The following is an 18,154-nucleotide window of genomic DNA, read 5'->3' on the forward strand; positions in this document are numbered from 1 at the left end:
GCACGTCGATCGGCGGGCGGCCGCCTTGGTCAGGCGTCGAAGGTGGTGGGCAGATCCACGCGTGCGACGTCGTGCCAGCCGGAGTCGGCGGCGGAGGCGACGACGGCCTCGTCGACCTCGGCGGCGCACCAGGCGTCGGCGGCGGACGGCGCCCGCTGTTCGCCGGTGAGCACCGAGCGCAGGAACTGGGCGGCCTCGACGGACTTCAGGTCGTCGAAGCCCATGGATGTGCCGATGGCCGGCTGGTAGCGGCTCCACTCGCCCCAGTCCGGGCCCGCCATGGCGCGGGTGTAGCCGTGGACCGGGCCGGCGTCGGCGGTGGTGCATACCTGGAGCTCGTTGAGGCGTTCGAAGTTCCAGCGTGCGGAGCCGCCGGTGCCGTAGACCTCGACGACGTACTCGGCTCGCGGCCCTACGCTCACCCGCGAGGACTCCATGGTGCCGACGACGCCGCCGTCGAAGCGCACGAGCATGCCGACGTAATCTTCGTTCTCCACAGGTCCGACCTCGTCGCCGATCTCGAAGCCGGAGTGACCGATGCCCGTCGTGATGGGGATGGGCCGTTCGGTGATGAACGTGTCGGTGATGGCGGTGACCGAGGCGATGCGGCCGACGACGTACTGGGCCAGGTCCGCTCCGTGGCTCATGAGGTCGCACACGACGCCGGCGCCGGCCCTCTTGCGCGAGGCGCGCCAGGTGAGCGGGCCCAGCGGGGAGGAGTTGTAGTCGGCGATGAACCACACGCGCACGTTGGTGATGCGACCCAGAGCGCCCGAGCGCACGAGGTGACGCATGTACTCGATGGCCGGGGCGTGCCGGTAGTTGAAACCGACAGCGGTGACCAGGCCCGCGCTCGTAGCGGCGTGGGCCACGCGCCGGGCCTGCTCGGCGGACACGCCCACGGGCTTCTCGACCCAGAAGGGCTTGCCGGCCTCGACGGCCGCCAGGGCGATCTCCTCGTGCAGGTAGTTGGGGGCGCAGATGGAGACGGCCTCGACCTCGGGATCCGCCAGCAGTTCACGGTAATCGGCGCGGGCGCGCTCAAAGCCGAGGTCCTGGGTGGCGGCTCGCCGCGCCTGCTCGACCGGGTCCGCGGCGACCACCAGACGCGCCTCGGCGTCCAGTTCGGGGAAGCGCTCCGAGACGGTCCGGTAACTGCGGGCGTGGAGTCGACCCATCCATCCCAGGGAGATGACGCCGATGCCGATCTTCTTCTTGGTGCTCATGATGGCTGTTCTCCTGACGGCCGTCGTTGGCCGACGTGAGGAAGGGCGCTCACACACGTGAGCAACTTGTCAAGACAAAAATAACAAGGTTGCACGGGGCGTGCAAGCCGCGACTCCCGCCGCCCGGGGGTGGCGTGCCGCCGCGACGGCCGCACGGGTCCGGTCGAGTCCCCGGGACGCGCTGGCGGGCGCCGGAGTCGGGGCAGGGGAGTCCCGAGTGGACATTCTTGTTCGTACAAATGCATTCTAGGTTCAGACGGTGCCGTCACCGGGCCGTTGCCGGAGCGCTGGTGCTGGGGCCGTCGGCGCAGTCCGCCGCACCCGGCCAGCACAGGAGGGCGATCAATGACGACCGCGACCCAGTCCTCGGCTCAGCGGCGCCTGCGCGTCCATCTTGGGCTCGTCGGGACGACCACCGGCGCCGTCTGGGGGGCGGTGGGGCTCTCCCTGGTCGACGGCGTCGCCGTCCGGACGGCGCTGTCCGCAGCCCCGACGGCGCGAACCGCGCTCCTGATGGCGGCACTGCTCGCGGCCATCCCCGTTGGCTCGCTGCTGGGCGCCCCGGTGCTCGACCTGCTCTCGCATGCCGTCGGACGCCGGCCCGCCGCCCTCGCCTCGGGCGTCCTCGTGGCGGTCGGCGCGGCGACGGCCGCCGCGCCCCGATTGTGGACGGGCGTCGCCGGCGGGCTGGTCGCGGGGCTCGGAATCGGCGGATACACCATCGTCGTCCCCAAGCTCGCCCACGAGCTGTCGGAGCGCGGACACCGTCGTCTCGTGCCGCGTGTGCGCGCCCTGGCCCCGGCCGGGGCGGGGACCGCGCTCGGCATCGGCGTCAGCGGCGGCGCTCTTCTGCCCGGCTGGGGCGCCGCGTGCGCCTGGATGGCGCCCCTCGCGTCGGCGCTGACCGCGTGCGCGCTCGTCGCGTCCCTGCCCGAGACGCCCCACTGGTACGCGGCCCGTGGAAGACTCGATGCCGCTCATGAGGCGCTCAAACGGGTGCACGGGGCGCTCGAGGCCGCGGTCGCCATCGACTGGGTCGTGCTGGAGGCTGGCATGCAGTGCGAGCAGCACCCCCTGGGCGTCGATGATCTGCGCATCAGGCAGGTGCGCAGGACGGTCCTCGCCGGACTCGTGCTCGAGTTGGTTCAGGCCCTGCCCCTGGGACTGGCGGCGGTATGTCTCGCGCCATGGGCGCTGAGCGCCGTCGGCGGGCGGTCCTGGGTGCCGCTGTGGCCGGCGCTCGTGCTCGCCGGACTGTGGGCGCTCCTGGCAGCGGCGGGTTCGCGCCGGCGCTCGGAACGGCTCCTGTACGCCTGGGTGCTCGGCGGCACCGGGGTCTCGGCGTGCGCGGTCGTGCTACTCGTGCTCCTGGAGCGGCTTCACGGCGTCGGAGCGCTGGTTCTGCTCATCATCGTGGCCGGGCTGCTCGTCGGCGGCCAGTACGTGGCCGTCGTGCCCGCGTGCACCGGTGGCATCGACCCGATGGTGCCGCCGTGGCTGCTGCGCTCCCAACGTCGCGCCGGTGCGGTCATCCGCCCCCTCGTCCAGCTCCTCGCCGTGCTCGGACCGGCCGTCCTGCTCCTCGTCTCGACGCGGGTCGCGATCGCGGTGGTGCTGACCTGCCAGCTGGCGAGCATGCTGCTCGCACTGCTCGCACTGCCCCGTGCAATGGACATCCTGCGGTAGGACGGTAGGACGCCGCACCCCGGGCATGACACGAGCGCCGCCCCGGCGGGGTGGCGCTCAACGTGGGTCGGTGGTCGCAGGCCGCTGCGAGCGGCCTGCTGCGCGGTCGGCATTGCCCGCGCAGCTCAGGAGGGCGCTGCTCGCCGAGGCTGTCGGCGGCCGGCCCTCCGGGTCGGTGCCTGCGTGCTCGTCAGGCCAGGAGGTTGATGCCGGTGTAGACGCCGGTCAGCGCACTCGCCGTGCCGATGAGACCGGCGGCGATGAGCAGCACAGGGGAGGCGGCGATCGCGCCGATGACGGCCATGATGAAGACGACGGCGGCGATAACGCCCATGCCGATCTTGAAGGTGAGCAGGTTGGCGTCCCTGGCCTCGCGCTGGGAGGAGGTGGTGGATTCCGGGGTGGTGACGGCGACGGTGTCGATGACGGGAGCGCTCATAGCTGACGTCCTTTCAGTTCCTGCGCGGAACCGAAACGGGACGGCCCCGCACGGCGGTGTGCCCGACCTCGCGGGTCGGCCCGGTCTCATCGACCGGCGCGTATGAGAGTAGGAGGCTGGAGTTGCTATGTACAGACAAAGGAATGATAAGCCTGTCACGTGCACCCGGCGCCCCGCGGGCGGGCGCCGTTTCCCGTTCCGCCCCGGCGCGGTGGTAGTGCGATGGGGCGGGGTGCGCGGGCGCCGTTATCCTGTACGCGTGACGCCCCCCCCGACCAGCGCAGCCGTTCCCGACACGCGCGAGGACGGCCCCGCCGGACCCGTCCTCGTCGTCGACTTCGGCGCCCAGTACGCCCAGCTCATCGCCCGCCGCGTGCGCGAAGCCTCGGTTTACTCCGAGATCGTGCCGCACTCCATGCCCGTGGCGGAGATGCTCGCCATGAGACCGGCCGCCATCATCCTGTCCGGAGGCCCGTCGAGTGTCTACGCGGACGGTGCTCCCGTCATCGACCCGGCCGTTTTCGATGCTGACGTGCCGGTCCTGGGCATCTGCTACGGATTCCAGGCCATGGCCCGGTCCCTCGGGGGGACCGTGGGGCGCACCGGGACGCGCGAGTACGGGCGCACTGAGGCCCAGGTGAGCCCCGACTCCTGCCTGTTCGCGGGCACGCCGGCGGTGCAGACCGTGTGGATGAGCCACGGTGACGCCGTCCGGGCGGCACCGGAGGGGTTCACAGTGACCGGTTCGACCCGGCAGACCCCGGTGGCGGCCTTCGAGGACCGGCGGCGCCGCCTCTTCGGCCTCCAGTGGCACCCCGAGGTTCTGCACTCGGCGCACGGGCAGGCCGTCCTGGAGAACTTCCTGCGCGTGGGCGCGGGCATCCCCCCCGCCTGGACGCCCGGGAGCATCATCGGCGAGCAGGTCGCCGCCATCCGCGAGAGAGTCGGCGACGCCCACGTCATCTGCGGGCTGAGCGGCGGAGTCGACTCCTCCGTAGCGGCGGCCCTGGTCCACCGGGCCATCGGGGATCGGCTCACCTGCATCTTCGTCGATCACGGACTGCTGCGCGCCGGCGAGCGGGAGCAGGTCGTCCGCGACTACGCGGAGGGCATGGGCATCCGCGTCATTGCAGTCGATGAGACCGAGCGCTTCCTGGCCGCGCTCGCGGGCGTGACTGATCCGGAGGTCAAGCGCAAGATCATCGGCCGGGAGTTCATTCGATCCTTCGAGGCGGCTCAGCGACGCGTCGTCCAGCAGGTCGGGGCGGCCGGCGGCGAGATCGGGTACCTGGTCCAGGGCACCCTGTACCCCGACGTCGTCGAATCCGGCGGCGGTGAGGGGGCGGCCAACATCAAGAGTCACCACAACGTGGGAGGGCTGCCCGACGACCTCGACTTCGCCCTCATCGAGCCGCTGCGCGCTCTGTTCAAGGATGAGGTGCGCGCCATCGGCCGCGAGTTGGGCGTGCCCGAGAAGATCGTCTCCCGCCAGCCCTTCCCGGGGCCGGGGCTGGGGATTCGCGTCATCGGCGAGGTGACGGCCGAGAACCTGCGCATCCTGCGGGCGGCCGATGCCATCGCCCGCGAGGAGCTCACCGCCGCAGGGCTCGACGGCGAGATCTGGCAGTGCCCGGTGGTGCTGCTCGCCGATGTTCGCTCCGTGGGCGTCCAGGGCGACGGGCGCACCTACGGCCATCCGATCGTGCTGCGGCCGGTCGGCAGCGAGGACGCCATGACGGCGGACTGGACGCGCCTGCCCTACGACGTACTCGCCCGCATCTCCACGCGCATCACCAACACGGTGCCGGAGGTCAACCGGGTGATGCTCGACTGCACGAGCAAGCCGCCCGGGACGATCGAATGGGAGTGAGGCGTCCGCTGCTGCCGGTGCGGTGCGAGGGCCGACTGACGCAGCAGAGCCGGTCCAGCGGTGCGGCGGAATCGTTCCTCTCGTGATGCGGACCGTGCCCCCGGCCGGACCGGGGGAGTAACGGCAGCAGCCTCCCGCCTCCTGCAGGAGCGGTGCCCTCGACGGGCGGGGCGGAGTTCCTTCGCGGACCACGATTCCCGATTGTCCCGATTCAATAAACCTTGTTCCTCGAGGACCCGAGTGAGTGTACTATCACCGGGCGGTCTTCCACCGCTTTTCCCCACCATGGTGACGACAATCAGGAGTCGCAATGTCCTATCCCCCACAGACCCCGACGCCTCCCCAGGGTTATATGCCCGCACCTGTGCCTGTGACGAAGAAGTCGCGGAATATTCTCGGAATCGTCGCGCTGATCGCGTCCATCGTCGGGTTCGTCTTCGCCTGCATCCCCGGAGCGCTCATCGTCGGATGGGTTCTGCTCCCGATATCCTTCATCCTCGGCCTGGTGGCTCTCTTCCGGAAGGACGAGAGCCATGGACAGGCGATCGCGGCAATCATCGTCGCAGTGGTCGGCACGGTTGTCGGCGTTGTCGTGTTCCTCACCGTTGTGGGGAATGCCTTTGACGAGGCCTTCCCCTCCGAGGACACGAACGCGAGATCAGTCGGTATCGGGTCGTCCTCGGGCGCGAATCCCAGTGAAGGAGCGACGTCGACGACCCGAGCCGGTACGCGCGACAACCCGGTGCCCCTGGGGACTGAGATCTCCAGCAAGGACTGGAAGGTCGTTGTCAATTCCGTCACCTTCGATGCGAACGATGCGGTACTCGCTGAGAACATGTTCAACGATCCTCCCGCCGACGGACAGGAGTACATTCTCGTCAACTACGAAGTCACCTATATCGGTAACGATCCGAACGGGGAGTCCCCCATCCTTGCGGATGTGAGCTATGTTTCCGCCGATGGGGTTACCATCGATAGCTCGGACTCGCTGGCGGTGGCCCCTGATGCCATCGACATATCGACGACCCTCTACAATGGCGGTAGTGTCTCGGGTAATGTCGCGTTGTCGGTCCCATCGGCCACGGCCCGGGACGGTGTGCTCGCAGTGGAGCCCGGCCTGGTCTCCGACAAGACCTTTGTCGCGGTGAAATGATGTCCATGTCACCGCGCGCGGGCGGATAGCGTCCGTGCGGTGCTGATACCGGCATCCTCGACCAGAACCGACGACGCCGTCGACGTGGTCGAGGATGCCGATCCGCATCTTGACCGCCTGCTCAGGCCCCGGAGATGATTCGGGCGATCTCGCGCCTGGCCTTCCTCCCTTCGGGGGAGGGGATCATCGGGTAGACGTGGTTGAGGTTGTGCCCGATATGCAGCGTGGAGTCGACGCCGGCCTCGACGAGTCTGTCGTGGAGGAGTGAATCGTCCGGCAGGAAGATCTCCCGACTGCCCACGAATGTGGTCACCCGCACCTGTCGCAGCGCTGAGAGGTCTCCGTTGATGGGGGACAGGTGCCAGTCGGACGTGGGCGTGTCACCGGCCCAGGCCTCGCCCATGACCGTCAGCGGCTCGGGAGACATGAGCGGATCGGCATCGACGTAGTCGGCGATGTCCGGATTCGTGTGGGTGATATCGACCCAGGGGGACAGGAGGATCAGCTCATCGGGCTGCGCCGCGCCCAGCCGCGCCAGCGACAGGGCGATGACGACGGCGAGGCCCCCTCCCGAACTGTCTCCCATGAGAACGACCCGCCCGCCCTCATTCTCAGAGAACGTGCGCAGGCACAGGTCCACGACGAGCCGATGCGCCTCGACCCACGTGTGATGGGGCGCCAGCGGGGGGAGGGGCACGACGAAGCGGGCTCCCGTCCTGCGGACCAGGTCGTCGATGAGCAGGGCGTGCCCGAGTGAGGCAGTGGAGGCGTAGCCGCCGCCGTGGAGATAGACGACCACGGTGCTTGACGCGATACCGGGCACGACCTGCGACGCCGAGCGGGGGCGCACGTAGTAGACCGGCATGCCGGCCCCCTCGCGCCGTTCGACGCCGTAGCGGGAACGCGACCAGAAGGGGAAGGACAGCGATCGGCGGGGCTCGGGCCTGCTGGCCATCCGCGCGATCCGGTCGGCCATCGAGATGTGGGCGTTCAGCATCTTGACCGGGCGCGTGCTGTACTCGGCGAAGGTTGCGGTCGCCGAGCGTTGGTAGCGTAGATGGGAGAAGGCGCTGAAGGCGCTCGCGGCCAGCGCCGCGCCGCCGATGGCTTTGAGGGTTCCGGACGTCGTGGGCATGTACTTCCTCTGTGCTGCGATTGTTCGGGCCGGCATGGCGGTCGGGCGCCCGGCCCGTCGGGACGCCCGGATCATCGTAGGCCGGTCCGCCGACGTCGGACGTTCGGCCTGGGCTCCCCGACCGGTGACGCTGGGAATCGGCCGCCCGATCCCATGACGCCGAACGGGAGGGTGGCCCCAGGAGGGCCTGGAGCGCCCGGCCGGTCCGAGCGAAGCTGGGCGGACGACGGTCCGGCCGTCGTCGATCGCCGTCGAGGGGTCGATGGGAGCCGCAGCCGGCACCGCGCACCGCATGAACACCGCATGAAGGAGGAGCATCCATGGAGTACACGCAGCTGGGCAGTACGGGAATCACCATTCCGAGGCTGTGCATCGGGGGTATGAGCTTCGGGAGGGTCTTCCCCGACGTCCACCAGTGGGTCATCGACCAGGAGGCCACCCAGGAGGTGATCGCGCGCGCCCTGGAGCTGGGTGTCAATTTCATCGACACCGCCAACGTCTACGCCCGCGGCACGAGTGAGGAATTCATCGGCGCCTCGCTGAAGAACCTGGGAGTCAAGCGCGAGAACGTGGTGCTGGCGAGCAAGGTCTACTTCAACGAGGGGCACCTGTCGCGGGCGGCCATCGAGCGCGAGATCGACGGCGCCCTGAAGCGCCTCGGCACCGACTACCTCGATCTCTACATCATCCACCGCTTCGACTACGCGACCCCCATTGAGGAGACCATGGAGGCGCTCGACTCCCTCGTGCGCTCCGGGAGGGTGCGGGCCCTGGGGGCCTCGGCGATGTACGGCTACCAGCTGCACAATATGCAGGTGGCGGCCGACGCGGGCGGCTGGACCAGATTCTCCTCCATGCAGAACCACTACAACCTGCTCTACCGGGAGGACGAGCGCGAGCTCATCCCCGTGTGCCGCCAGTACGGCATGTCGCTGACCCCCTATAGCCCGCTCGCCTCAGGGCACTTGACGCGCCCCACCTGGGACTCCGACTCCGTGCGCTCGACCACCGACGCCACCATGCGCGGCAAGTACGACCACGAGCGCGAGACCGATATGCCCATCATCGAGCGCGTCGCCGAGGTCGCGCAGCGCTACGGGGTGCCCATGGCGGACGTCGCGCTCGCCTGGCTGCGGGCCAAGGGCGCCGACTCCCCCATCGTCGGCTGCTCGCGTCCGAGCCGCGTCGACGACGCCGTGCGCGCCCTCAGCCTGACGCTCACCCAGAAGGAGGTCGCCTACCTCGAGGAGCCCTACCGGGCCCATGGGCTCGTGGGCCCGCTGGCCCGCCCCGAGGACGCGCCGCTGGCCGGCTCGAGGACCGAGCGGCGCTGAGCGTCGACTCGAGAGCCACCGCACGGCGGGGCAAGAGCGGACGATGCTCCTCTACCCTCTCTATTATCCTCTCTATCTCACGGCGTCGGCAGTGCGGGAGCGGAATCGTGGGGCTCGCACCCCCGCCCGCGCGGCGCTGCAGCGGCTCGCGGATCCATACGCCGGTCGGGAGGAACAGGAGCATGCCGCCGATGGAGGCGGGCCAGCCCCAGGTTCCGCGACAGACTGCCCGCGGGAGCGGCCAGGATCCGTGAGCGCAGGGGCCCGCGACCCGGCGCCGTCATGGGCGGTGAAATGGAGACGACGGTGGGGGCGCGGTCGTGGTCGGGGCCTCCTCACCAGGAGCGCCGCCGACCTTCGTGTCCAAATCTGCCACAAATCTGCCACAAAAAGGTTCATTCGAATCCGAAGGGCGTCACTGATGACGGAGAAAAGACCGGAATATCAACAGTCACCTCCAACAAGCCCGACGAGACGCGGAGGCTTTGTGGCAGATTTGGACACGCCCTCGACTCTTCGACCGGATCGGTCTCCAGATCCCCGCATCAGGCGGCGGTCAGGGCGCCCAGACGAAGTTGTCGCGGCCCGCACCCGCCTCGAAGTGATACTTCACCAAGCCGCGATCCTGACCCGCGTAGGCGCTCTCCTGACAGCGAATCGTCACCTCGTTTCCGCTGCCGGCCAGGGTGAAGGCCTGCTTGCCGAAGGCCGTCGGCGCGAGAAGGGCCGCCTCGACCCCCTGGGTGAACCAGACCGGGGCCTCGCCGTCGTAGGAGGCGACTTCGTCAGGGCGTTTCGAGGTGTGCGGGACGCCCTGGGTCGCGCCGTAGCCGAGGGCGACGACGGCGACCACCCTGCCCGTGGCGCCGCTCGCCCGTGCGGCCGCCTTCTTCGAGAAGGTTCCGCCGACCCACCACGTGTTCAGTCCCAGCTCCTGTGCGGTGAGCATGAGGTCGGCGCCGCCGTAGCCGAGGCGTTCGTCCAGATCGGAGGCGTCGGGGCCGGCCATGACCAGGCAGTTCCTCACGCTGCGTGCGCGCACTGTCCCCCACATCGGGCCGAAGACGCGGGCGCCGCCGGTCAGCAGCCGGATATCCGTCCCCTGAGCGCGGTTGTCCTCCTCGATGCGCGAACGCAGGGCGGCGACGACGTCGTCGGGCACAGGCTTGTCGAGGTACTGGCGCACCACGTGACGAGCGCGCATGGCATCGGTGATGGGCATGGTGGATCTCCGTTCATCGCTGTTCACCGGCGCCGTCACTCTACAGTCGCGAGGCATTCCACATGCGTGCGTAGGTGCCGCCGAGCGCGAGCAGCTCCTCGTGCGCGCCCCGCTCGACGACCGCCCCGTCGTCAATGACCGCGATGACATCCGCTCGGCGGATGATGGGCAGCGTGTGCGCCACCATGACCACGGTCTTACGGCGGGAGAGCAGATTGACCACGGCCTCGCGCACGGCCAGTTCGTTGTCGATGTCCAGGTTCGACGTGGCCTCGTCGAGAAGCACGATGGGGGCGTCGCGCAGGATGGCGCGCGCGATCGACAGCCGCTGCCGCTCGCCTCCGGAGAGCCTCCCGCCCCTCTCGCCGATCCTCGTGCCGTAGCCCTGCGGCAGGGCCCTGACGAACTCGTCGGCGTTCGCCAGACGGCACGCCTCGTGAACCTCCTCGTCGCTCGCTCCGGGACGCGCATAGCGCACATTGTCCGTCACCGAGTCGTCGAAGAGGAATACGTCCTGGTCCACGAGCGCGACATTGCGCAGGACGCTTTCGGGAGCGTAGTCGGCCACGTTCACGCCGCCGAAGCTCACGGTCCCTTCCCTCGGCCGGTACAGCTGCGCGATGAGGCCCAGCACTGTCGACTTCCCGCAGCCGGAATCGCCCACCAGCGCCGTCAGCCCCCTGTCGGGGATGCTCAGGTCGAAGTCGCGGAGCACGGTCGGGCCGTCCCCGTAGGCGAATTCCACGTGCGAGAGCTCTATCCCCGCCCCCCTCATCGGCACGTCGTCGAAGCGGCCCCGCTCCTGCGGCTCTTCGAGCACGCCTGCGATATTCCGCTTGGCGATCTCGAGGTTGCGATACGCCGTCGAGTGGATGAACAGGGCGCCCACGAGCTTGAGGGTGAGCAGGGGCAGCATGGAGATGAGCAGGAACGACTCGGCGGGCAGCGACCCCGTTGACCATGCGCTATAGCATATCCATATGAGCAGGGGATGGCAGAGACCAGCGAGGAGGGACAGGCCCGCCCCGATGGGGATGATCGCACGTTCGTACACGTAGCTCACGTGCGAGAACTCGCGCATGCTCTCCACAATGGCTTCGTTGTGCACGCCCGCGACTGCGTAGGCGCGCAGGGTCTGCATGCCGTCGACGTGCTCCATGACGGCGCTCGAGTTGTTTGCGCGCACCTCGTCCTTGCGAGGACCGTAGATACCGACCTGCCGCCAGGCCAGCGCGACGGCGGGCACCAGCAGCAGGAAGGACCCCAGTGTGACGACGCCGGCCGGGGCGTAGAGCCGGATCGTGAATGCGCTGAGCACGGCGGCCAGCACCGCGCTCTTAATGATCTCGCCCGTTCGATGGGTGAGTATCTGCTCGTAGTCATTGACATTGGTCGTGAGCGCTTGCAAGTACTCGCCGCTCGTTCGCTCGGTGAAGCGGGAGAGCGGAATGCGCTTGATGGACTCACCCATGATGATCCGCAGATTGCGGCTGACACGTGCGCCGCCCACCTGCCCGCGCACGTATCCGAAGCGGTACACGGCGAGGCGCGCGGCGAACACGACGACGAGCGTTGCGGTGATCCGCAGCAGGATTCCCGGATCGACCGAATCCGAGAAGACCTGGCGCATCACCAGCCAGATCAGCATGACGTTCGACCCGCTCAGCACGCCCTCGACGACTGTGCACGCGCACGAGATGCGGAAGTCCCGGTTCTTGGCGAACGGGGCCGATTTCACGGGGGCCGGAACTGAAGCGTGTGCTCTAGGCACGGGAGGACCCTCCCCTCTTCTCATCGGTATCCGCGTCCGGACCCTTCGCGCCGGCGCGATAGCTCATGGAGCGAGACCGGCGGTACGCGTCCCACGCGCTGCGGTAGTACGGACTCCGGGCGAGCACGTCCTCGTGCGTCCCCAGACAGGTGAGCGACCCGTCCTCCACCACCGCGACCCGGTCGCATCGGACGGCCGCGTCGAGGCGGTGCGCGACGACGAGCACCGTCCTGCCTTCGCACAGGCTGCCCAGCGCCTCGTCGATGAGGACCTGGTTCTCCGGGTCCGCTGCGCTCGTCGCCTCGTCCAGTATGAGGACGGGGGCGTCCTTCAGCATGGCGCGGGCAATGGCGATGCGCTGGCGCTCGCCGCCGGAGAGGCCGCCCCCCAGCGTGCCGATGGGCGTGTCGTATCCGCGGGGGAGTGCCATGATGAAGTCGTCGGCCCGGGCCCGGCGCGCGGCGGCCCGCACCTGGTCGAGCGGGGCGGGCGAACCCATGCGGATGTTGTCGGCGACCGTCCCGCTGGTGAGGAACGTCCTCTGGAACACCACCGATACATGGGCCAGCAGATCGTCGTAGTCGATGTCGCGCACATCGACGCCGCCGATGGATGCCGTGCCCGACGTCGCGTCGTAGAAGCGCCCCACGAGCTGGACGAGGGTCGACTTGCCCGAGCCGGACGGCCCCACGATGGCCAACCGCTCGCCCGCCTCCAGCTCGAGCGAGACGCCGTGCAGCACCTCGGGGGTGTTCCGCCCTCCGTATGCGAAGGACACGTCGTCCAGGCGGATCGAGGCGACCTGAGGGAACGGCGCGCCCGCGCCGAACACGGGCACCTCGAGGAGCTCCCGGACGCGCACGGCGCCCGCCGAGGCCTGGGACAGCTTGTTGGAGAAGTCCTGCAGGAGCCGGATCTCGGTCAGGTAGAGCGACCCCACGAATGCGAACAGCAAATACGTCGAGGCGTCGATGGCGCCGCGGGTCAGCATGAACGCCCCCATCGGCACCATGATGAGCAGTCCGGCCTCGATAATGACGACGTAGGCGGCGAACCCCGGTCCGGTCCTGCGCGATATCTCGCACCACACCGCATGCTCCTCGTCCACCGCGGTGCGGAACCGTGTGAACGAGCGGGCGCCCATATCGAGGGCCTTGATGACGCGCATGCCGCTGACGTACTCCACCATGACCGAGTTCATGTCCTCCAACGACTTCATGGCGCGGTCCATGATCGATCCCATGATCCTAAAGAGCGACACGAGTACCGCGAGAGCGGCGATGACCGGAACGAGCGTGGCCAGGGCCAGCGGGACGTTGACGGTCAGGAGGAAGACAAGAGTCGCGATAGGCCCCGAGGCGTACATGAACGCCTCGGGCAGATTGTGGGCGAGAAGGAGCTCGAGGTTCTCCACATCGTCGGAGAGCACCGCCTTGATCCTGCCGGTGCTGCGCTCGTCCAGCTCTCCCAGCGGCGCTCTGGAAAGACGCTCGAGGATTCGGCAGCGCACGTCGAACAGGGCGCCGTAGGCGCCCTTGTGCGCGAGCGCGCTCGAAAAACCGAACATGGTGAATCGCAGCACGACGCCTGCGGCGAGGATGGCCGTATCGACGGTGACCGTCCCGGTCGTGCACCTGCCCTCGTACACGGCGCGCATCAGGCCGAATACGGCGAGGTACGGCACCGAGACCATGAGCCCCGACAGCGTCGCGCAGACGATGGAGACCACCAGGTACGTCCTGTTCCTCCCCGCCCACATGAGTACGAGGACGACCGGATTGCCCGTCTTGTTCACGAGGTCCCCCTCCTTTCCTTCCTGAGCTCTCTTCCTTCATGCGGATGCGTGTCATGCGGACGCGCCCGTCATCGCCCGGACGGCGTCGAAGTCGTCGCGAACCCGGGCCCGGCCGACGACGCGTCCGTCATCCACGTGCAGCACGCGGTCGCAGGCGCACGCGATGAGCTCCAGGTCGTGGGTGGCGACGAGAATCGTGCGGCTCTCATCCGCCAATCGCCTCAGCAGGCGGCCGACGCGGCGCATCCCGTCCACGTCGATCCCGCTCGTGGGCTCGTCGAACACGATGATCCGCTTGCCGGCAGCCACGCACGCCGCTACGGCCAGGCGCTGCTTCTGGCCGCCGGACAGGGTCGCCGGATGCATGCCGGCCACGTCGTCCAGCGCGAGGGCGCGCAGGATGGCATCCGTATCCACGGTCCGGGCCCTGCGGTGCGGCAGACCGAAGGTCACGTCGGCCGCGGCGGAGGCGGCGAAGAGCTGGTAGTCGACATCCTGGAAGACCATGGCGGACGCGCGCATCCTGCTCCTGCGCGAGGCCCTCCGTCCGTCGATGCGCACGACGCCGCTCGTCCTGCGTTCGAAGCCGCACAGGGCCCGGCACGCCGTGGTCTTTCCGGCGCCGTTGCCGCCGACGAGGGCGGTCACCTCCCCGGCGCGCACATCGACGTCGACCCCGTGCAGGACCGGGCCCGACCCGTAGCCGACCGACAGTCCTCGGGCCGAGAGCGCGGCGTCGTTCCCGCTGCTGCCGCTCCCGTCGCCGTCGGGCAAGATTGCGTCGGGATGCGCGGGGTGCGGGCCGACGGCGGGTGCGACGTCGTCGAGATTCCGCGCACGCAGTCCCATGGAGTCCAGCTCCCGTGGGTCGAGCGCGGCGAACTCGTCGGCGCTCATGACACGGGTGATGCGCCCCGAATCCAGGTGGATGTAGGTGTCGGCGAGCCCGGACAGCCAGGTCAGCCGGTGCTCGGCCACCAGGATCGAGCGGCCGGTCGTCTTGGCCGCCGCGACGAAGGCGGTGATGGCCTCGATGGAGTCCGCATCCAGGTTGCTCGTCGGTTCGTCCAGCAGAAGGTTCGCAGGTCGCAGGGCCCAGACGCTCGCGTAGGCGATCTTCTGGCGCTGCCCGCCCGAGAGGCGGAAGATGCTGCGGTCGGCCAGATCCTCCAGTCCCAGCTCGCGGAGGGTCCGCTCGACGCGGGCCCGTATCCTCTCGGACGGCCAACCGGCGTTCTCGAGCGCGAAGGCCACCTCCCCGGTGGTGTCCACGTTGAAGAACTGCGTGCGCGGATTCTGGAACAGCGATCCCGCGCGCTCGGCGATCTCCCAGGCGGCCAGGCCGCCGACGTCCTCGTCGTCCAGCAGGACGCGCCCGCTCCGCCGCCCGGGGAAGAAGCGCGGGGCGAGACCGTTGGCCATGCGCAGCAGGGTGGATTTTCCGCAGCCGGAGCGCCCGCACACAACCGCCACCTGACCGGGGCGCACGCTGATGGAGACATCATGAACCCCCCTCTCGCTGGTGGCCGCATCCGCGCGGTAGACGAAGGAGGCGCGCTCGAAGCGGATCATGCGACTGCACCGCAAACGAGAGCGCCCGCGATAGCGCCCAGGCCCAGGAGGAGCATGAGCCAGTCCACCGGGCGCATGGCGATGTGCAGGTAGCAGGTGCGGGTGGCGGGATTCTCGATCCCGCGCACGATCGCGGCCATGGACAGCTCGTCGGACACCCGGCTGGCGCTCATGAGCAGCGGGACGTAGACGCAGTCGACTGTGCGCGCCGGCGCCCGCAGAAGGCTCACGGGGCCGGGGGAGATGCCGCGCATGCGCATGGCGTCCCGGATGAAGGCCCAGTCCTCGCGGACGGCGGGCGCGTAGCGCATGGTCACGGCCAGGGGGATGGTCAGCCCGCGCGGTGCGCGCAGGCGCGCGAGCGAGCTCATGAGTTCGCCCACCCGAGTGGTGGCGATGGTCGTATACGCCATGAGAGAGCAGGCGAGCACCTTGCGCATCAGCAGGAAGAAGGAGCCGAACGAGGTGCGCAGGGCGACTCCGCCCAGCCACGGCACGACGCGGGCGGCGGCGATCACCGCCGCGTACAGGATGAGCATCGCCGTGGAGGCCCTGACTCTGCCCAGCACGACGCCGAAGGCGAAGGCGAATGTCATGAGGAGCATCTCGTAGGCGAGGTTCGGTGCGAGAGCCACGGCGATAGCCATAGCCGCGATGAGGCTCAGCTTGGTGCGCGGGTCCAGGCGGACGCGACCGCTATCGCGCCCGGGATCCGTCGCCGGACGGGAACGGCCACCTCGCGCCGTCAGTCGCTGACGGCCGACGTCAGTCGTCACCGGGTCATCCGTTCGACCCTGCGGCGGTGATGCCCGCGCGTTCGAACTGCCTGCGCAGCAGCCGCAGGCCGATCAGGCCGCTGACGAGGGCGCAGACCACGGCGGCCGCGATCATGGCGGGCAGCATCCAGGCGGTGGCCGTGCGCGCCATGGTGTCCATGTACGCCTGCTCGGTGCCCCTGCCGGTCAGGTACGCCGCGTAGCCGCTCGGGTCCATCCACAGCATGAGGTAGGAGCCCATGGGGGACAGGGAGTAGATGATGAAGGCGAGAAGGTTGAGCGGCTTGGCCCGGAACCGCCCGAGGCCGGCGACGACGTCGGCCACGGCGCCCAGGACGACGGAGGCCGCCGCCCACCCCCAGTACATGCCGGTGACGAACAGGATCGCGCCGACGACAACGCCCAGAATGACCAGCGGGCCGTGCCTGGGAACCTTCGCGATGAGCAGCAGGTAGACGGGGCCGGTGAGCAGGGCCGCGGCGGCGGGCATCCAGAACGTGAGGACGGGGTTGGGAGCGAGCGGAGCGCTGGCGACCATCATGAGCACGAGGAAAAGGGCGGTGAAGACACCGGTCGTGACGAGGTCGCGCGCGCTCGGGCCCTTCTCGCCGGGGGACGCCTCCGCTGGTTCGCTCATCCTCGTCCTTTCCGTCTTATTGAGGTATCGCTAACCTTGGCGTCGAGTGTATGGAGGGTCGACGGGCCGAGGGTCGCTCAGCGAGCACGTCGGTCCCATCGGCGCATGATCGCGTCTCATCGTCGTAGGTCAGGAGGGTGGCGTGAGAGAGCCGCTGCAGGAGGAAGCCCTGAGGGGCGCGGGCTTCGTGGAGACCCGGCCGCCGGCGGGCTTCGGCGAGCTGTGGCGGTCCTACAGGTGCGAGGACGGAGGGTGCACCGGGTGGTTCCACGTCTTCTCGCCCGGCTCGGCTCCGTGGAGCATCAGCATTCACGACTTCACCATGCGGGGCGACTTCGTCATGGACCTCACCCCGCCCCGTTACCTGACGGTCACGTGGTTCAAGTCCATAGCCGGGATGGAGCTCAGCCCCCGTCGCAGGCTCAGACCCGATAGTGTGTGGGGCCAGAGCATCGGGGCGGGTCCGTGGGAGGGCGTGGCCCACGGCGGCGTCCCCGTGCAGTGCGTCGCCATCGAGGTCACCCCGGAGTTCTCGGCGCGGTTCCTTGATGACGAATATCCCGACCGGTTCCGGGGCGTTGAGCGGGCCTTCATCTCACTCGAGTCCTTCGACGAATTCCCCGAGATGAGAACGCTGCTCTCCCGACTGTGGCCCCGGCCGGGCGACCGGGAGCGCAGCAGCCTCTACTACGAGGGCAAAGTGCTTCAGGCCATGGGGCTCATTGTGGAGCGGTCCCGCCATCCGCGGGTCGTTGCGGGCCGACGGCGGGTGGCTCCCGGGGACCGCGAGCGCATGCGCGACGTCCTGCGCTACATCGATGACCACTGCTGCGCGGACCTGCGCATCGACGATCTGGCCAGGATGGCGTGCATGAGCCCTACGAAGTTCAAGGAGACCTTCAGGAGGCTTAACGGGCGGACGCTCACCCGGTACGTGCAGGGACGGCGGATGAGCCGGGCGGAGCTGCTGCTGCGCCGACCCGAGCTGACCATCGGGCGTGTGGCGCGGACGGTGGGCTACACCTCCGCCAGCCGTTTCGCCGCGCTGTTCAAACGCGAGGTCGGCGTGCTTCCCAGCGAGTACCGCGAGCGGCTCGACGTCTGAGACCGTGCGCATCGGGGCGCAGATGGCGCTCAGCGCACGTAGAGGTGGACGCGGTCCTCGCCGTCGGTGATGTCGAGGAGCGTGCTCGTACCGACGGCGTCGAGCGCGCCGTACGCGGTCGCCAGCACCGCCTCGAGGTCGATGTCGTAGGCCTCGACGATGGTGCGCACCTGCGGGACGGCCGAAACGAAAGCCGTCAGGGCGGCGATCGTCTGCATGGGAAGAGCCAGATTGACGTTGTTCCGCGGACCGTGGACCTCGATGTGGAGATGGCGGCCGGTGGATGCGGGGGCGTCTGCTGACCGCGGTCCGCGGGGCCGGCCGGTGGACGCGGGGGCGGGGCCCGCGGAGATGTCCGAGGAGGGCGCCGGTCGGGCCGCCAACGCCGGTCGGGGAGCGCAGGCGCCTCCGGAGCCGGCCCGCTCGCCGGACG

The 18,154-nt window shown here is 69.2% G+C and carries 14 protein-coding genes and 1 pseudogene; 5 read left to right on the forward strand and 10 right to left on the reverse strand.

Annotated features, from left to right (window positions below; all coding sequences use genetic code 11):
- Positions 1–29 precede the first annotated feature (29 nt).
- Positions 30–1,226 (reverse strand): Gfo/Idh/MocA family protein, encoded by a 1,197-nt coding sequence (locus HMPREF9062_RS05130; protein ID WP_009748994.1) that lies wholly within the window; start codon positions 1,224–1,226, stop codon positions 30–32.
- Between the two features lie 345 nt (positions 1,227–1,571).
- Between HMPREF9062_RS05130 and HMPREF9062_RS05135 the strand changes: the two genes are divergently transcribed.
- Positions 1,572–2,912, forward strand: a complete 1,341-nt coding sequence (locus HMPREF9062_RS05135; protein WP_009748995.1) for an MFS transporter — start codon at positions 1,572–1,574, stop codon at positions 2,910–2,912.
- Between the two features lie 190 nt (positions 2,913–3,102).
- On the opposite strand, the gene HMPREF9062_RS05140 is transcribed toward HMPREF9062_RS05135, so the two are convergent.
- Positions 3,103–3,351, reverse strand: a complete 249-nt coding sequence (locus HMPREF9062_RS05140; protein WP_009748996.1) for a hypothetical protein — start codon at positions 3,349–3,351, stop codon at positions 3,103–3,105.
- A gap of 259 nt (positions 3,352–3,610) precedes the next feature.
- On the opposite strand from HMPREF9062_RS05140, the gene guaA reads away from it, so the two are divergent.
- Entirely contained in the window at positions 3,611–5,221 is a 1,611-nt protein-coding gene (gene guaA, locus HMPREF9062_RS05145; protein WP_083820025.1) for a glutamine-hydrolyzing GMP synthase, read from the forward strand.
- A 310-nt stretch (positions 5,222–5,531) separates the two neighbouring features.
- A complete protein-coding gene (locus tag HMPREF9062_RS05150) occupies positions 5,532–6,374 on the forward strand; it encodes a DUF4352 domain-containing protein (RefSeq protein ID WP_156789976.1) in 843 nt (280 codons plus the stop codon).
- A 121-nt stretch (positions 6,375–6,495) separates the two neighbouring features.
- Here HMPREF9062_RS05150 and HMPREF9062_RS05155 read toward each other — a convergent pair whose 3' ends face one another.
- Positions 6,496–7,509, reverse strand: coding sequence for an alpha/beta hydrolase fold domain-containing protein (locus tag HMPREF9062_RS05155; protein ID WP_009749000.1), 1,014 nt, complete (start codon positions 7,507–7,509; stop codon positions 6,496–6,498).
- Between the two features lie 320 nt (positions 7,510–7,829).
- Between HMPREF9062_RS05155 and HMPREF9062_RS05160 the strand changes: the two genes are divergently transcribed.
- The gene (locus HMPREF9062_RS05160) at positions 7,830–8,843 is read left to right on the forward strand and encodes an aldo/keto reductase (protein ID WP_009749001.1); all 1,014 of its coding nucleotides are present in this window, start codon (positions 7,830–7,832) and stop codon (positions 8,841–8,843) included.
- 556 nt (positions 8,844–9,399) lie between these two features.
- Here HMPREF9062_RS05160 and HMPREF9062_RS05165 read toward each other — a convergent pair.
- The 6 genes from HMPREF9062_RS05165 to HMPREF9062_RS05190 are packed head-to-tail and all read right to left on the reverse strand — an operon-like array spanning position 9,400 to position 16,616.
- Positions 9,400–10,065 (reverse strand): nitroreductase family protein, encoded by a 666-nt coding sequence (locus HMPREF9062_RS05165; RefSeq protein ID WP_009749002.1) that lies wholly within the window; start codon positions 10,063–10,065, stop codon positions 9,400–9,402.
- Positions 10,066–10,105: 40 nt separating this feature from the next.
- Positions 10,106–11,803, reverse strand: coding sequence for an ABC transporter ATP-binding protein (locus HMPREF9062_RS05170; RefSeq protein WP_009749003.1), 1,698 nt, complete (start codon positions 11,801–11,803; stop codon positions 10,106–10,108).
- Positions 11,804–11,828: 25 nt separating this feature from the next.
- The gene (locus tag HMPREF9062_RS05175; RefSeq protein ID WP_216584407.1) at positions 11,829–13,631 is read right to left on the reverse strand and encodes an ABC transporter ATP-binding protein; all 1,803 of its coding nucleotides are present in this window, start codon (positions 13,629–13,631) and stop codon (positions 11,829–11,831) included.
- Positions 13,632–13,682: 51 nt separating this feature from the next.
- Positions 13,683–15,203 carry an ABC transporter ATP-binding protein gene (locus tag HMPREF9062_RS05180; protein ID WP_009749005.1) on the reverse strand — a complete coding sequence of 507 codons (1,521 nt, stop codon included), beginning with the start codon at positions 15,201–15,203 and terminating at the stop codon, positions 13,683–13,685.
- Positions 15,200–15,979, reverse strand: a complete 780-nt coding sequence (locus HMPREF9062_RS05185) for an energy-coupling factor transporter transmembrane component T (protein ID WP_009749006.1) — start codon at positions 15,977–15,979, stop codon at positions 15,200–15,202. Before HMPREF9062_RS05185 ends, HMPREF9062_RS05180 begins: the two co-directional genes overlap by 4 nt.
- Before the next feature lie 4 nt (positions 15,980–15,983).
- Positions 15,984–16,616 carry an MptD family putative ECF transporter S component gene (locus HMPREF9062_RS05190; RefSeq protein WP_009749007.1) on the reverse strand — a complete coding sequence of 211 codons (633 nt, stop codon included), beginning with the start codon at positions 16,614–16,616 and terminating at the stop codon, positions 15,984–15,986.
- Positions 16,617–16,758: 142 nt separating this feature from the next.
- Here HMPREF9062_RS05190 and HMPREF9062_RS05195 point away from each other — a divergent pair, with 142 nt between their 5' ends.
- A complete protein-coding gene (locus tag HMPREF9062_RS05195) occupies positions 16,759–17,721 on the forward strand; it encodes a helix-turn-helix transcriptional regulator (RefSeq protein ID WP_009749008.1) in 963 nt (320 codons plus the stop codon).
- A 29-nt stretch (positions 17,722–17,750) separates the two neighbouring features.
- Here HMPREF9062_RS05195 and HMPREF9062_RS13110 read toward each other — a convergent pair.
- Positions 17,751–18,154 (reverse strand): annotated as a pseudogene (locus tag HMPREF9062_RS13110) (helix-turn-helix transcriptional regulator); the annotation flags it as partial.

It is taken from the genome of Actinomyces sp. oral taxon 448 str. F0400, from assembly GCF_000220835.1.
Classification (GTDB): Bacteria; Actinomycetota; Actinomycetes; order Actinomycetales; family Actinomycetaceae; genus Actinomyces.

Coding starts and splice junctions, on each gene's coding strand:
- HMPREF9062_RS05130 (WP_009748994.1), bottom strand. CDS start 1,226: ATGAGCACCAAGAAGAAGATCGGCATCGGCGTCATCTCCCTGGGATGG.
- HMPREF9062_RS05135 (WP_009748995.1), top strand. CDS start 1,572: ATGACGACCGCGACCCAGTCCTCGGCTCAGCGGCGCCTGCGCGTCCAT.
- HMPREF9062_RS05140 (WP_009748996.1), bottom strand. CDS start 3,351: ATGAGCGCTCCCGTCATCGACACCGTCGCCGTCACCACCCCGGAATCC.
- HMPREF9062_RS05150 (WP_156789976.1), top strand. CDS start 5,532: ATGTCCTATCCCCCACAGACCCCGACGCCTCCCCAGGGTTATATGCCC.
- HMPREF9062_RS05155 (WP_009749000.1), bottom strand. CDS start 7,509: ATGCCCACGACGTCCGGAACCCTCAAAGCCATCGGCGGCGCGGCGCTG.
- HMPREF9062_RS05160 (WP_009749001.1), top strand. CDS start 7,830: ATGGAGTACACGCAGCTGGGCAGTACGGGAATCACCATTCCGAGGCTG.
- HMPREF9062_RS05165 (WP_009749002.1), bottom strand. CDS start 10,065: ATGCCCATCACCGATGCCATGCGCGCTCGTCACGTGGTGCGCCAGTAC.
- HMPREF9062_RS05180 (WP_009749005.1), bottom strand. CDS start 15,203: ATGATCCGCTTCGAGCGCGCCTCCTTCGTCTACCGCGCGGATGCGGCC.
- HMPREF9062_RS05190 (WP_009749007.1), bottom strand. CDS start 16,616: ATGAGCGAACCAGCGGAGGCGTCCCCCGGCGAGAAGGGCCCGAGCGCG.